Source organism: Paenibacillus sp. LjRoot153 (assembly GCF_964253085.1).
In the GTDB taxonomy this organism is placed as follows: Bacteria; Bacillota; Bacilli; order Paenibacillales; family NBRC-103111; genus Paenibacillus_E.
In genome coordinates, this window is the sequence record NZ_CAXUQH020000001.1 from 2,434,269 (window position 1) to 2,449,283 (window position 15,015).

At 46.3% G+C, this 15,015-nt stretch carries 9 protein-coding genes and 4 pseudogenes; 12 read left to right on the plus strand and 1 reads right to left on the minus strand.

Going from position 1 to position 15,015, the window contains the following annotated elements:
• The 10 genes and pseudogenes from ACSQ8P_RS10725 to ACSQ8P_RS10770 all read left to right on the plus strand — a co-directional run bounded on the left by ACSQ8P_RS10725 (nt 1) and on the right by ACSQ8P_RS10770 (nt 13,071).
• Nucleotides 1–1,773: a sensor histidine kinase gene (locus ACSQ8P_RS10725; RefSeq protein ID WP_436235159.1), complete on the plus strand. Its 1,773-nt coding sequence runs from the start codon at nt 1–3 to the stop codon at nt 1,771–1,773.
• 20 nt (nt 1,774–1,793) lie between these two features.
• Nucleotides 1,794–3,380: a response regulator transcription factor gene (locus ACSQ8P_RS10730; RefSeq protein WP_436235160.1), complete on the plus strand. Its 1,587-nt coding sequence runs from the start codon at nt 1,794–1,796 to the stop codon at nt 3,378–3,380.
• Nucleotides 3,381–3,498: 118 nt separating this feature from the next.
• The gene (locus ACSQ8P_RS10735; protein WP_436235161.1) at nt 3,499–5,058 is read left to right on the plus strand and encodes an ABC transporter substrate-binding protein; all 1,560 of its coding nucleotides are present in this window, start codon (nt 3,499–3,501) and stop codon (nt 5,056–5,058) included.
• A 25-nt stretch (nt 5,059–5,083) separates the two neighbouring features.
• The gene (locus ACSQ8P_RS10740; RefSeq protein WP_436235162.1) at nt 5,084–7,342 is read left to right on the plus strand and encodes a beta-glucosidase family protein; all 2,259 of its coding nucleotides are present in this window, start codon (nt 5,084–5,086) and stop codon (nt 7,340–7,342) included.
• A 112-nt stretch (nt 7,343–7,454) separates the two neighbouring features.
• Nucleotides 7,455–9,053, plus strand: a complete 1,599-nt coding sequence (locus ACSQ8P_RS10745; RefSeq protein ID WP_436235163.1) for a sulfatase family protein — start codon at nt 7,455–7,457, stop codon at nt 9,051–9,053.
• Between the two features lie 166 nt (nt 9,054–9,219).
• A complete protein-coding gene (locus ACSQ8P_RS10750) occupies nt 9,220–10,407 on the plus strand; it encodes a cytochrome P450 family protein (protein WP_436235164.1) in 1,188 nt (395 codons plus the stop codon).
• A 926-nt stretch (nt 10,408–11,333) separates the two neighbouring features.
• Nucleotides 11,334–11,420 (plus strand): annotated as a pseudogene (locus tag ACSQ8P_RS10755) (IS3 family transposase); the annotation flags it as partial.
• Nucleotides 11,416–11,813 (plus strand): annotated as a pseudogene (locus tag ACSQ8P_RS10760) (ABC transporter ATP-binding protein); the annotation flags it as partial. The pseudogenes ACSQ8P_RS10755 and ACSQ8P_RS10760, both read left to right, overlap by 5 nt.
• Before the next feature lie 233 nt (nt 11,814–12,046).
• Nucleotides 12,047–12,225 (plus strand): annotated as a pseudogene (polYB, locus tag ACSQ8P_RS10765) (DNA polymerase IV); the annotation flags it as partial.
• A gap of 381 nt (nt 12,226–12,606) precedes the next feature.
• Nucleotides 12,607–13,071 (plus strand): hypothetical protein, encoded by a 465-nt coding sequence (locus tag ACSQ8P_RS10770; protein WP_436235165.1) that lies wholly within the window; start codon nt 12,607–12,609, stop codon nt 13,069–13,071.
• Here the strand turns inward: ACSQ8P_RS10770 and ACSQ8P_RS10775 are convergent.
• Nucleotides 12,965–13,912: a GH39 family glycosyl hydrolase gene (locus ACSQ8P_RS10775; protein WP_436235166.1), complete on the minus strand. Its 948-nt coding sequence runs from the start codon at nt 13,910–13,912 to the stop codon at nt 12,965–12,967. The two genes, ACSQ8P_RS10770 and ACSQ8P_RS10775, sit on opposite strands and share 107 nt — an antisense overlap.
• Nucleotides 13,913–14,209: 297 nt before the next feature.
• Between ACSQ8P_RS10775 and ACSQ8P_RS10780 the strand changes: the two genes are divergently transcribed.
• Nucleotides 14,210–14,482 (plus strand): hypothetical protein, encoded by a 273-nt coding sequence (locus tag ACSQ8P_RS10780; protein ID WP_436235167.1) that lies wholly within the window; start codon nt 14,210–14,212, stop codon nt 14,480–14,482.
• Nucleotides 14,483–14,570: 88 nt separating this feature from the next.
• Nucleotides 14,571–14,924 (plus strand): annotated as a pseudogene (locus tag ACSQ8P_RS10785) (FGGY-family carbohydrate kinase); the annotation flags it as partial.
• Nucleotides 14,925–15,015 lie beyond the last annotated feature (91 nt).

A 15,015-nucleotide genomic window follows, 5' to 3' on the forward strand; every position in this document is an offset into this window, starting at 1 on the left:
ATGCTACAAAGAAGAGGCGGGAGTACTATGATATCGGCTACAGGCAAATTATCCTTTCGTTCAATTCGTGTCAAGCTCATCAGCGGCGTTTTGATCCTGACTGTTCCTTTAATTGTCATTCTTATTTATAGCAACGCCTATGCCGTTAGCGTTGTCCGCAATCAGGTAGCGGAATCGTACAGCAATATGATGAACCTGTATATGAAGAGCATGGATTCCGGTTTGGAGGATGTGGACAAGTATATCAATAATATGGCGGGCACGGGGATGGAATTGTTCGCGATGGACAAGGCCGAAACGGAAGAAGACTATTATAAGGCAAAGATTGCACTGTATCGAAAGCTGAACGACGATATTATCATGTACAAATCCATCAATGGATTTTTCGTCCTATCCCCCAAGTGGGACAATTTTTTGCAAGTGCAAAGCAGCCAGAGCGCTTATTATGATGAAACAATGAACATTCAGCAAGATATTCAAGATCGTCTGAAGGCAACCCCTGACATTAACGGGTTTTATTCCAACAGCTGGGAAACACGGCGGATCGGCAATGTGTATTATTTGTTCCACACGGTTAAGTCAGGTGGCCTATATTTCGGCGCTTGGGTTAGGGCCAGCAATGGAATCGCACCTTTGAAGGAGATCCGTTTCGGCGCAAGCGGCGGGATGTTACTGGCGACGAGGGATGGCACGGCTATGACGGATTCTTCCCTTCTTGAAGGAAACCATCTTGATCTTGTGATCGGCGCGAGTGGGTACAAGATCTCCGGCGACAAGAAAAAGGTACTGGTAGTCGGGGAACAGTCCGATAAGGGAAACTTCAGTCTGGTTTCCTTGATTCCCGACGATGAAATTTTGGAGAAGCTTCCTTATTTTCAACGTCTTGCAACGATGATCCCTTTTATTACCCTTATCTTCATTCCTCTGGGGTTGTTTTTCCTCAGGAAAATTATTTTGCTGCCCCTTAGCCGCTTAATGGCGGCGATGAGAAGAATACACACTGGTAATCTGAGCGCTCGAGTCGAACCCTCTCCCTCGTCGATTGAATTTGAATACGTCCATGCCACGTTCAACAACATGATGGGGCAGATTCAAGGGTTGAAAAACGACGTGTACGAAGAACAGATCAGCAAACAAAGGGAGGAGCTACAGGCGCTGCAGCTTCAGATCAATCCGCATTTTTTCCTGAATTCGCTAAATATCATCTATAGTTTGGCCAAAGTGAAGGACTATGAACTAATTCTGGAAATGTCGCAATGTTTGATCAAGCATTTTCGTTTTATGTTCAAGAGCACGATGAAGTTTGTTCACATTCAAGATGAGATCGAGCATACGAAGAACTACCTTCGTATTCAGGAATTGAGATTTATGGACAGTCTTTCCAGCGAATGTTCCATTCCTCCCTATGTACTTAATGTCCTTGTGCCGCCGCTCATTATCCAAACGTTTGTCGAAAATACGATCAAGCATTCCGTTACGTTGGACGAGCCTACCCGCATTGCCATTTCGATCGATATCGTAGAGCAAGGGTTGGAGCCATGCATTCAGATCGTCATTCAGGATTCGGGGCGAGGGTTTCCCGATTCCGTTCTGGAAGCTATCAGGCAAGGAAGTCGTTTAACGAACGAACAGGGTGAGCATCTCGGCATCTGGAATGTCCAACGGAGGTTGAACCTGCTGTATCAGGATCGAGCACAGATCGAGTTCTCGAACGCGACGCCGACCGGCGCGGTAGTGAAGATGTGGCTGCCCCTAAATACGGCCGAAACTTAGAAGCTGGGAGGACAACAACCATGTACAGCATGCTGATTGTCGATGATGAAATCCATGTGGTCAAAGGCCTGATGGCTAGTATGAACCTTGAAAGCCTACATATCTCGTCCATCCACTCTGCCTATAATATTCGACAAGCGAAAGAAATTTTGCTTGCGCATCGGGTTGATATTATGCTTTGCGATATCGAAATGCCGCAAGGAAGCGGACTGGAGCTGCTGGAGTGGGTGAGAAGCTACTGCCCGAATTTGGAGACGATTTTTCTAACGAGTCATGCGGATTTTACGTATGCCAAGCAAGCGATACAGCTCGGCTGCCTCGATTATTTACTGAAGCCTGCGTCGGACGAAGAATTGGAGCAAGTGGTCCGGAAAGCGCAAGGGAAAGTGAACCAAATCAGTGAAACGAACCAGATTCGGAAATTGTGGGCTTATCATCATCCGGTTGTGCTGGAGAGATTCTGGCTTGATTTGTTGTACCAAGTGATTCCATCGGAGTCTAGCGCCATCCAAAGCGTCTTGACCGAACGGAATCTACCAGTGACGGAGAGCATGCTGTTCGTGCCTATACTTGTCAGTATCCACCGCTGGCAAAAGGAATTGACGCTGCGGGAAGAGAAAATCATGGAATATGCGCTTAAAAATTCAGCCGAGGAATTGATCGCGGGCAAAGGAATGAGCGGGCAAATTTTAACGATCGATCGGGGAGCGATCCTCATTATTCTGCCTTGCGAAGAAAGCGATGATATGGAAGCTTTGCAGCGAAACTGCGAGGCGTATATTGATTCCTGCCGGAGTTTCTTTTATTGTGAATTGTCCTGTTATATCGGTAATCAGACCAAACCGCAGCAGTTGCAGGTAGGGCTGGAACAATTAAAACGCTTTGAGAAAAATAACGTTGCTTTCGAAAATAAAGTCTTCCTGTTAACCGGCGCCGCGCCTCCAGTAGCCATATCGGTTTCCTTGCCAGATATGAGCAACTGGTCCTTGTATCTGAAACAAGGAAATGGAAACAAAGTCGCCCATGATGTGGACGCTTATTTCAGCCATCTCATCGCTAGCGGTGAAATCGATGCTAAGCTGTTGCAGGAGTTTCATCAAAACTTCCTGCAAATGGTTTATTTTGTTCTTCATTCCAAAGGAACGCCTGCCCATCAAGTATTGTGCGACCCCTCTTCGATGGAGATGTCCCGCAACGCGAGCTGTTCCGTCAAGGATATGATGGTTTGGATCCAGCATACCATTGCCAAGGTCGTATCCGGTACGGCCGTTATGGAACATGCGGCTGCCATGGTGGAGGCTGTCAAGCAGTATATTGCGGAGCATTTGAGCGAGAGCGAGTTATCCAGGGAAGAGATCGCGAATCATGCGTTCCTGAACCCCGATTATTTGTCGAGGGTATTCAAGAAGGAAACGGGAATCTCTATCATGGATTATCTGCTGCAGGAGAGGATCAAGCTGGCCAAAGAACTGCTGGCGAAGACGGGGATGTCGATCGGCCAGATCGCATTGGAGGTTGGCTTTACCTATTTTGCTTACTTTTCCAAGGTGTTCAGGAAGCAAACGGGTTTAAATCCCAATGAGTATCGGCAAAAATTCGGGGAGTAGCGAGAGAAATCAATAGTCGGAAAAGTGATAAGAAATAGTCTCGATATTGTTAGAGAGTCGTTTCACAGATGAGATAACATAAGTGATGTAAGTAATCCTAGTTCAAGGGGGTAACAAGATGACAAGAATGAAACGTAGTATGGCGGGTATGATTTCGCTCGCGATGGTGTTCATGTTGCTTTCCGCTTGCAGTTCGAGCAATGGCAGCGGCGATTCATCGGACAAGGGTGGAGCAAGCTCTTCCGAAGTTTCCTCAAGCCCTGGTGCCGTGAATGACGTAATAAGAGAACCTTACGAGATTGTCATCGCGGCTCCCAGCGCGTTGGCAGAGCCCAAGGATTTGGCGCTGGTTCAGAAAGAAATTAATAAAATCACCCAAGCAAAAGTCAATACAACCGTAAAAATCATGGTCGTTCCATTCAGTAACTGGCAGCAGCAGATGAATCTGATGCTGAGCTCTGGGGAGAAGCTCGATCTGATGGTCACTATTGGTGCCCCCGCATATGCGGCCCAAGCACTGAAGGGTCAGTTGACGCCGCTTGACGATTTGATCGGAAAGTATGGCAAGGGGATTCAAAGCGCATTGGAGCCGGCTTACCTGAACGCGCCGAGAGTAAAAGGCAAGGTGTACGGGATTCCTTCGATTCGGAACTTTGCCACCAATACTGGATTTATGATGAGAAAAGACTTGGTCGATAAGTACAAAATTGACATTGCTGCGATCAAAACATTGGCTGACGTTGAGAAGGTTTTGAAGACGATCAAGGACAACGAGCCGGACTTGGCACCGATCGTGCCTGCAGTAGGCGGTGATTATGGGATGCTGCTTGGCTATAATAATCGCGATTCGCTTGGGGACGATTACGGTGTTCTGATGGACTACAATTCCTTGAAGGTAACCAATTATTACGAAACGCCGGAATATGCGGAACTCTTGAAAACGCTTAGAAGATGGTACAAAGAAGGATACATTCTGAAGGATGCCGCGACGAATCAAATTACCGGCAACCAGTTGGTCAAGGCGGGAAAGGCGTTCGGTTATATCACCAATATGAAGCCTGGTTACGATGCTCAACAATCAATAACTGCAGGTACCGCGATGGTATCGGTGGAAATCAAGCCACCTGTTTCCACCACCACCGATGTTACCAGTATTATGTGGGCGATCCCCCAAAATTCCAAAAATCCGGAGCGGGCCATGATGCTCCTGAACATGCTCTATTCGGATAAAGATCTCGTGAATTTGTTCGATTGGGGAATCGAAGGCAAGCACTATCAGAAAGTGGCCGATAACGTCATCGACTTCGCTGCGGGCGTTGACACCAAGAACATCGGATATGCACCGAATTGGGACTTTATGATGGGGAACCAATTCTTGTCATATGTCTTTAACGGGAATGCCCCGGACATCTGGAAAACCACCGCTCAGTTCAATACAAACTCGACGAAATCCAAAGCGCTTGGGTTTAACTTTAACCCCGAGGCTGTGAAAACGGAATATACGTCTCTTGAAAACATTAAGAAGCAATACTTGAACGGATTGAATACGGGGACATTAGATCCTGACAAGACGCTTCCGGAGTTTATCGCCAAATTGAAATCGGCAGGCATTGACAAAGTCATCGCGGAAAAACAAAAACAGCTGGATGAGTGGGCGAAAATAAACCATATTCAATAACGCCTAGCCCAAGAAAGGTGATCCCATGAAAAGAGATATCAAAGTATTAATGAAAGAATTGACGTTAGAGGAGAAAGCTGGACTATGTTCGGGATTAGATGCCTGGCGCACGAAAGCCGTTGAACGTCTCGGCATACCGGCGATCATGATGACGGATGGCCCTCACGGGCTGCGTAAGCAAAAGCCGGATAACATGTTTGAGAGTATTCCTGCTACATGCTACCCTTCAGCGGTAGGGCGAGCTGCATCGTGGGATCGAGAATTGATGGATAAAGTTGGAATCGCACTAGGTGAAGAATGTCAAGCTGAGGATGTTGCCATTCTACTCGGTCCCGGCGTCAATATCAAACGGTCTCCACTCGGCGGACGAAATTTCGAATATTTCTCGGAAGATCCGTATTTATCCTCCGAACTGGCGACGCACCATATTAATGGGGTACAAAGCCAAGGGGTCGGCACCGCGCTGAAGCATTTCGCTGCTAACAATCAGGAGCACCGCCGGCTGACAATCGACGCGATCATAGATGAACGCACGCTTCGGGAAATTTATCTAGCCAGTTTCGAAGGCGCAGTGAAGCAAAGCCAGCCATGGACCGTCATGTGTTCCTACAACAAAGTAAACGGGGATTACGCTTCCGAGAACGAATATTTGCTGACCGACATTCTGAAGAACGAATGGGGGCATGAAGGTTTTGTCATGTCCGATTGGGGGGCGGTCAACAAGCGGGTAGACGCACTTGCAGCAGGCCTTGAACTGGAGATGCCCTCCAGCAGCGGCCTTGGGGATCGGAAAATCGTCGATGCCGTTCGAAACGGCGAGCTGTCCGAGCAGCAGTTGGATGCGGCTGTTGAACGTCTCCTGACTGTTATATTCAAAGCGGCGGACAACAAAAAGTTCGGAGCATCCTACGACACGGAAGCGCACCACCAATTGGCGAGGGAAGCTGCAAGAGAGAGCATGGTGCTGCTGAAAAACGAGGACGATCTGCTGCCGCTCCCGAAGTCGAGCAAGATCGCTGTCATTGGGGCACTGGCCAAGACGATTCGTTATCAAGGCGGCGGTAGCTCTCATATTAAGCCGACTAGGCTGGAGAATGCTTTCGAGGAAATGGTGAAATCAGCAGGTTTGGGCGCGGAAATTATGTACGCTCAGGGCTATGATCTGGAAAGCGACGCCGCAGACCCGCAGCAGTTAGAAGAAGCGTTGACAATAGCTCGGGATGCAGATGTGATAATCGTATTTGCCGGAGTTCCGGAGCGCTACGAGTCGGAAGGATTCGACCGCAAGGATCTCCGCTTGCCTGACAACCAGAACCTGTTGATCGATTCGCTTGCGTCCGTGCAAAACCGGGTCATCGTTGTCCTGTGTAACGGCGCCCCCGTCGAGATGCCGTGGGTTAGCCGGGTAAAGGGGATTTTGGAAGCTTACCTCGGCGGACAGGCGGTAGGCGGAGCGATTGCCGATCTGCTTTTCGGCGATGCGAACCCTTGTGGCAAACTGGCGGAGACATTTCCGGAGCGCTTATGCGATAACCCTTCCTACTTGTTCTTCCCAGGAGACGGCGACCGCGTAGAATACCGTGAGGGAATTTTCGTGGGGTACCGTTATTATGACACGAAAAGCGTCCGACCATTGTTCCCGTTCGGCCACGGGCTAAGCTATACGACATTCGAATATTCCGATCTGCTTCTGGATAAGCGGGAAATCGACGATACGGAGACGGTTCGGGTATCTGTGAAAGTCAAGAACATTGGAACGCGAGTGGGCAAAGAGATTGTGCAGCTCTACGTAAGAGATGTCGCGAGCAGCATGACACGTCCTATTAAAGAACTGAAGGGGTTCGATAAAGTCAGTTTGGAACCAGGCGAGGAGAAGACGATTACTTTTGTGCTGGATAAACGTTCCTTCGCCTACTATAACGTGGAGATTGCGGACTGGCATGTTGAATCCGGCGAATTTGAAATTCTGATTGGAAAGTCGTCACAAGATATTGTCTTTCAGCAGAACATTCAGGTGAATTCGACAACTATAATCCGGAAGCTTGCTACGTTGAATACGACAATCGAGGAGCTGGCGGAGTTCCCTGGAGGATTGGAATTCATGAATCAATTGAAGCAATACCTACCGTTCGGCTTCGACCAAGTGGGTGAATTGGACGCTACCGTGCGCCACATGATTGAATCTTTCGTACGCGCTATGCCTCTTCGACAACTGCTCACGATGAGCGGCGGCAGATTAACGGAAGAGATGATGGATGGCATTTTGGCTGCGCTGAACTCTTAACGCGGAAGATTACACGACAGTCAATCAGTAGACGGAGTAAGTCCAGCATGAGAAGTTAAACATGTCCTTATATTTAAATATTATCCATGTAGAAAAGAAAGGAAACAGACTAATGCGCATCTTGTTTTTGGATTTGGACTCGATGGCTCCACGACATTTGGGATGCTACGGTTATCATCGTAACACCTCTCCGAACATCGACAGCATTGCTAACGAGGGCGTTCGCTTCAATAATTACTACACATCGGACGCCCCGTGCTTTCCTTCAAGAACGTCGCTCATGACTGGGCAGTTCGGCATACGCAACGGGCTTGTCGGGCACGGCGGAACTGCAGCTTCACTGCGTCATGAAGGGGTATCTCGTAGCTTTAAGGGCAGGCTGTCCTTTGAGAGCATGCCTGCATTTGTACGCTCTAGCGGCCTGCGTACCGCGCTGATCAGCCCATTCGGTGAACGGCATTCGGCTTGGCATTTCTATGCGGGATTCAATGAGGTGTACGATACGGGAGATAACGGAATGGAATCGGCCGAAGAGGTTACCCCGACGGTGCTAGACTGGATCAAGCGGAACGGCGCTAGCGACGATTGGTTCCTATACGTGAATTACTGGGATCCGCACACGCCTTACCGCGCACCAGAGTCATTCGGCAATCCGTTTGCCGACGATCCGCTGCCCGCCTGGATCAATGAAAACGTGCTGGAGCAGCACAAGAAAAAGGTCGGGCCGCACAGCGTGAACGAGATCAACATGTACGACAACCAGACGTATGCGAAATATCCGCGCAATCCGGGCGAGATCGCCGACATGGATGGCATGCGGAAGATGATCGACGGCTACGATTGTGGCGTCCGTTTCATGGACGATCATCTCGGAATGGTCTTCGAAGCGTTACGCAGTCAGGGTGTCATGGACGATTTAGTCGTGATCATTACTGCGGATCACGGTGAAAACATGGGCGAGCTTGCCATCTACGGTGAGCACGGCACGGCCGATCAGGGAACCTGCCGTATCCCGATGATTATTCGCTGGCCAGATCGTGTACAGCCGGGTGTCCGTGAAGGGCTGCACTATCACCTCGATCTTCTGCCCACACTTGCGGAGATGTTGGGTTCAAAGCCTGCCGAAAGCTGGGATGGTGAAAGCTATGCCGCATCCTTGACCGGAGAAACCGACGAGGGACGCAATTATTTGGTCGTTTCTCAAATGGCCCACGTTTGCCAGCGTTCCGTCCGCTTTGACAATTGGCTGTACATGCGCACCTATCATGATGGCTATCATTTGTTCGATAAGGAAATGCTGTTTGACCTTGAGAGTGACCCGCTTGAATTCAACAATATCGCCTCCATACGTCCCGATATCGTTAAGCAGGCTGTTTACTATTTAATGGAATGGCATGACGAACGAATGGCCTCGATGACTTGCGATGTCGATCCGATGTGGACGGTTATCCGCGAAGGAGGTCCGTTCCATGCGAAGGGATTCCTGAAGGATTACGTGAAACGGCTGGAAGCGACCGGACGAGGGGACGCAGTGCCGGAGTTGATGCGCCGTCATCCGAGCGAATTTGCGAATAACGAGAAAAAACCAGCTTTTTCGAAGGCTATCATTGAGCAGCATATCAAAAAGCTGCAAGCAGAAGGACGGCACGATGAATTGGAAGAGCTCATGCGGCGACATCCGCAAATCGCGGAAATGATGGTGAAGAAATAAAAGCCGATCGTTCGAACCATCGTCCAGAGGCATGCCTGAAGGTCCAGTCCCAAATGCTAATTTCAAAGAACTAGCTGGAAATTTTGAGGGCGGCTCCCATCCCCCTCGGGGGATGGGAATTGGCTCATAACTGCCTTCAAGAAATACTATACGAGGAGCGTTTAAAATGAATTCAAACTTGGCAAACCTTTTGTTTACGAAAACGTTCACTCAAAATCCCTATCCCGCTTATTCTCAATTAAGGGAGAAGGATCCTGTGTACCGGATGATGCTTCCGAATGGCCAGTACGGATGGATGATAACGAGATATGAAGATGCAGTCGAGGCTTTGAAGGACCCCAGATTTATTAAGGATAATTTTAAAATATCCGGCGCGGATAAAGAAACCGCAAGCGTTTTTACCCACAATATGCTTTTTGCCGACCCGCCCGATCACAAAAGATTACGCGGACTCGTCCAAAAGGCGTTTACGCCGCAAATGATAGCCGGGTTGAGAGGCCGCATTCAAGAAATTGCCGATGAACTACTCGATAACCTCTCCGGGAAAGATAGTATGAATTTAATCGACGAGTATGCTTTCCCGCTGCCGATTATCGTCATTTGCGAAATGCTCGGAGTTCCTTCTGAAGACCGCGATAAGTTCCGCGTCTGGTCCAATTCGTTGATCGAGGGTCCAAGCGGAGAAAATGCAGCTGAACTTTATACTCACATAAACGAATTCATCCAGTACCTTGGACAGTGGTTTGCCAAAGTGCGGGGAAATCTTGGGCAAGATTTAATTAGCCAGCTAATCATTTCTGAAGATGAGGGCGATCGGTTAACAGAGAGGGAACTATATGGCGTAGTAACACTCCTCATTATTGCCGGACACGAAACAACCGTTAATTTGATCGGCAATAGCATTCTTGCTCTATTAGAGCATCCGGAACAGTTTAAGCAGCTTCAAAATAATCCGGAATTGATCCATACCGCAATTGAGGAAGTGCTTCGTTACAACGGTCCGGTCGAATTCAGTACATCGAGATGGGCGCGAGAAAATTTGGAGTTCAAAGGCAAGTCAATCACAAAGGGAGACTTAGTGATTGTTGCGCTGAATTCCGCCAACCACGATCCGAACCAGTTCCAAGATCCCGAAATTTTTGATATTACCCGGCAAAAAAGCCAACACCTTGCATTTGGAACAGGAATTCACCTTTGCCTGGGCGCCCCCCTCGCTCGCCTGGAAGGTGAAATTGCCATTACGAATCTACTTAAGCGTTATCCTCAAATCAAACTAAAGGTAGACAAAAACGGGCTCGAGTGGCGACCCGGGATGATCGTCAGAGGAGTTAAAGAAATACCGCTTTCTTTATAGACTGTCAAACGACGAAAACTGGTGCTCCTCCTACTAAGGATCATCAGTTTTGGTCCAGGGTACCTGCCGCATCCCGATGATTATTCGCTGGCCGGACCGCGTGCAGCCTGGCGTCCGCGAAGGGGGCTGTATCAGAAACGATACCCATGGGGCGACGAGTTGAAGCCTAAGGGGGAACATCGCTGTAACATCCGGCAAGGAAAGTTTCCCGTAATAAACCACGCGAGCGATGGCTATGCCGGCACAGCCCCGTGGATGCATTTTTGCTGAATTGATACGAATTGTATCGAATGTCAGTGAATGTGTGGGAGTGTGTACGGACTGGTTCAGTCCGGCGTATCATTCGCAGGGGATGGTAGTAAACCCGACAGGCCCGTCAACCGGGACTAGCCGGAGCATACGTGGGGGTACTGCAACCGATCCGATATCGCGTAGCGACGCGAAGCAAAAATACGCCTGACAGCTCGGCCGGAAATATAGGATTCCGCTGTGCAGTAGATGCAAAACGGTAATTATGTCATGGCTAGTATGATGAATTATTGAAGGAATTTGACAGGTTATACGGGAAATTATTTCTAGATATTTTCTATAAATGAGTAGTTCTAAGCGCTATTCTTAATCTTCATGATAAATCCATCGTTTCCTACGTATTGGGGCATTCCAATAACAATCCACTGGTATTCCGGACATTGAAACTAGCCTTGCAAGCTGCTCCAGGAAGTAGGCCGATGCTTCATAGCGACAGGGGAGTTCAATACACGTCGCTGGACTTCAAAGCGCTCTTGGACGAAAACAAGCTGTCTTAGAGCATGTCCCTGGTTTGGCGGTGCATCGACAATGGCCCCATGGAATCTTTCTGGGGGACACTAAAATGCGAGAAGTATTATTTACACACGTACCCTACCTTTGAGTAACTCGAGAAGGACGTAACTTTCTATATCCACTATTACATAAACGAACGATTACAAGCAAAACTAAACGGCCTCAGTCCGATGGAATTCAGGACCATTTAACTTACTCCCGAGATTAAATGCGTATGAAAATGTAGGAATTACCTTTAATTTACCGGGGATTGAGCAAAAAGGAAAGAGAGCCACTCGTTTTACATGCACTGGAACCGGTAGATTTATTGGATCACAGGAAGCACTTTCCATAAGAGTTGTCCGGTGGACAGCAGCAGCGTGTTGCTATTGCTCGAACGTTGGCAGGAGATCCGTTGATCATTTTGGCGGATGAACCTACGGGAGCGTTAGATTCTAAGACAGGTGTGGAGATTTTAAACATTTTGAAGAGATTAAATACTCAAGGTCGGACGATTATTTTGAACGCATGACTTATTCATTGCTCAGCACCAGGCGAAGCGGATTGTGCGGTTTAGGGATGGGCGGTTGAATGAAGTTGTATAGTGCTTATAAGACCGGAACTCTCGAATAAGGGGTTCCGATTTGTTTTATTTTCTTTGAGTTACTCGATGAAAAAATTTCGAAAAATGGGCAACCTGCGAAAATAAACGTTCAGACGCCCCTATAAAACCAATTTTGAAATACAGAAGGAATTGTTTTTAGTTTCGAAAATGCAGCTTGAATAACCAATAAGTCGCTGATATATAATAACACGAACTAATGTTCTTATATAGGAGATGATTATGTTAGCAAAGGAACGGACGATTTTCCTTAGCGTTGAAAAAGCGACTCATCCCGGTTTAGAAAATTATCCTGTTGTTGTTGCTGGTGATCCAGCACGTCCGGCATCATACTAGCTGCTTGTCCCATTGCGAAGAGTTTCGGGATTTCAACCGCTCAACGACTTTGGGAGGCTAGCGGCATATTCACGCTCGGAAAAGAAGTCGTAGAACGAGTGCTTTGGCCGCTAACAACTGAAAAAATGTATGGTGTTGGTTCACGCAAGACAACATTAGAATATGCCGCTGGGGAATATCCCGAGCGGCGTGTTTTGTGTTTATTGCTTTTTATTTAAGCTAATCCAAAAACTACCTAACCTAAATTTGTAGAGGGATTACCTAAATATTTTTATATATTTTGCAAATTGGATATGTAATTGGGAAAAACTACTGAAAAACTAAACAAATGATCTAATTTTCATTTCTTCACGGAATAGAAAGCGCTATCTATAATGATGAAGTAGGCCAAAGCGATTCAAACGCAACACTAGAAAGCACATTAGGGGAGGTTGAATAAAATGAATGTTAAAAAAGTAACCGCTTTATCACTTAGTACGGTCATTGTGGGAGGACTACTGACAGGGTGTGGCACGTCGGACAAGCCAGCTGCAACAGAAACAGCCAAAGCAGCAGGTACAACAACATCTAAGGACACAGGAAGCAAAGAACCAGTTAAACTGACGTTCTGGTTTCCAGGCGCAGATAAAGCCAATGATGAATATTTCAACAATGCAGCTAGAGAATTTGAGAAACTTCATCCGAACGTAACGATCGAAACAACTGTGCTTCCATCCGCTGCTGAAGATATTGATACGAAGCTGAACTCAGCGAAGCTTAGTGGGACGATGCCTGACATTTTCTCAGCATACCTAGCCTTTATGGGATCAAGAGGAGCGAAAGGAGATTTTGCCCCACTAGATGCTTACCCTTTACCGAGCCTGCTGTACCTGATGTCCAATCATAATTCCACTCGGAATATATGATATCCTTTTGAGGAATGCCTCTGCTTGTAAACAAAGCGTTCAATGAGTCATTAAAATCAGCCCCGCCATATTGATGGACCGATAGATAATCAAACGGTATTGTCGGATTTGCTTTAATAAAATCCATAAATCCAATTATTTTAGAATTTGTAGCTTTATTATTTGCAAATCCAGCCCCTCCGATTTTGGCTGCTGAGTCAACAGCACGAACGCCAGTAGCAAAATATTGATACATTGTATTAATTTGCGTTGACGATAGACTTCCACCTACGCTGGCATCCGCTTCATTATGAGACTCCCAATACCAGCCTGTATAACCAAGGTTTACATAATGCTGAACAACTGCTTGCACTATGGCCTTATACTCGTTCAGATTTGTCGGATATCCTATACCAGAAACACCTGACCCGTCAATTACGCTTGGAAGATATGCCAAGCACATAAAAGGTTTTATACCTTTTTGTACTAGAGGCAAAACAACAGCATCAAGCATTGTAAAATCGTAAACTAATTGGCCGGAACCATTACGCGATACTAGATGGTAGAATTGATCAGACAGTACCCAATCAATCCGCATCATATCAATGCCATCGGCAGCCATAATATCATAATAAGAGGGGAGCCAGTGTAGATTCTTATTCGTCAGATGTCCACCACGAGCTACATTTAACAATTTTGTTTTATCGTAGTTCCCGGCATTTGTTGCGTAATTGGATGTAATGGAAACGGCGGTGTTTGCCGCATTCACCTTAGATGAGTTAAAACTCCAATCAAACAAAGCAAATATTAACGAAAGAATTAAAATAACAACCACATTTCTCCTCAACTGCAGAATATACATTTTTCAACCTTCTTTCTCAGACTTTTGATAATTGGGGTTTCAGTAAATACAGAACACAATAATATGTAACCGTTTGCAGAAACTCCTAACTTACCCTCCTTTTTAATTAGGTACTTACACTTAAATTTTAATTTATTAAAAATGTGGTAACAATGTGATTTTATTGATATTCATTTCATTCTGTTAACTTGTTATGAAATCATATTCATTGAAATAACTCATAGTGTTAGGCAATCTGTTAAATAGAATTCAGCTAAATTAATCCAATAGAAGCTCCAAAGTTATACTGAGGTTGAGGTGAACAACAGATATAAAGGGAAAGGAAAGTTATTCTTAAACTCGCTTCCGGAATTGAAAAGTTTAGAATTTCAATCTTATGCTAAAGTAAAAATGAAGGTTGACCGTAAGCAAAGAGTAAGAAATAAAAGTGCTCCAGTAACAACATTTGACCAAATTGATTTTGGTCTCAAGAATGATGTTTTAGCAACGCCTTATTATAAAACATCAGAGGATTTGTATGTTGATCTGCTTAGTAATATAAAATGCGAGCTTCACCTATTGATTGGATAAAAAGTACTGAATGAGAAAGTGTTTAAAACTCGTGTGGAAGTGAAACTGAATTGATACAATGGTGTTCTCTCTCTGGGGCTGAACGCCTGGACTATTCCGTACTTTTGACGAAATGGAGGAATTGCTTCAAGAAGTTTCTGATAGTGAAGGCGTTTACTTAGTGCCAGCCTTCGTTGGACTCGGAGCACCCTATTGGGATTCTTACGCTAGGGCTTCAATCACTGGAATGAATCGAGGAACAACCAAAGCCCATATCATTCGGGCAGCTCTTGAAAGTATAGCTTATCAGGTCAATGATGCTGTTAATCTGATAGAGAATGAAACAGGTGTTGAACTTCAAGAATTGCGTGCCGATGGTGGATCATCTGAGAATGTAGGCTTGATGCAATTCCAATCCAATCTGCTTGGCAAGAAAGTCGTTAAATCAGAAGTTGCTGAATTATTTCTGTATTGAGAAAGAATGAGACTTGAGCGTTACATTCATGTGACCATTTCGGAAAAAAACATGGCTATCATTTCACTCTTTGGAACAA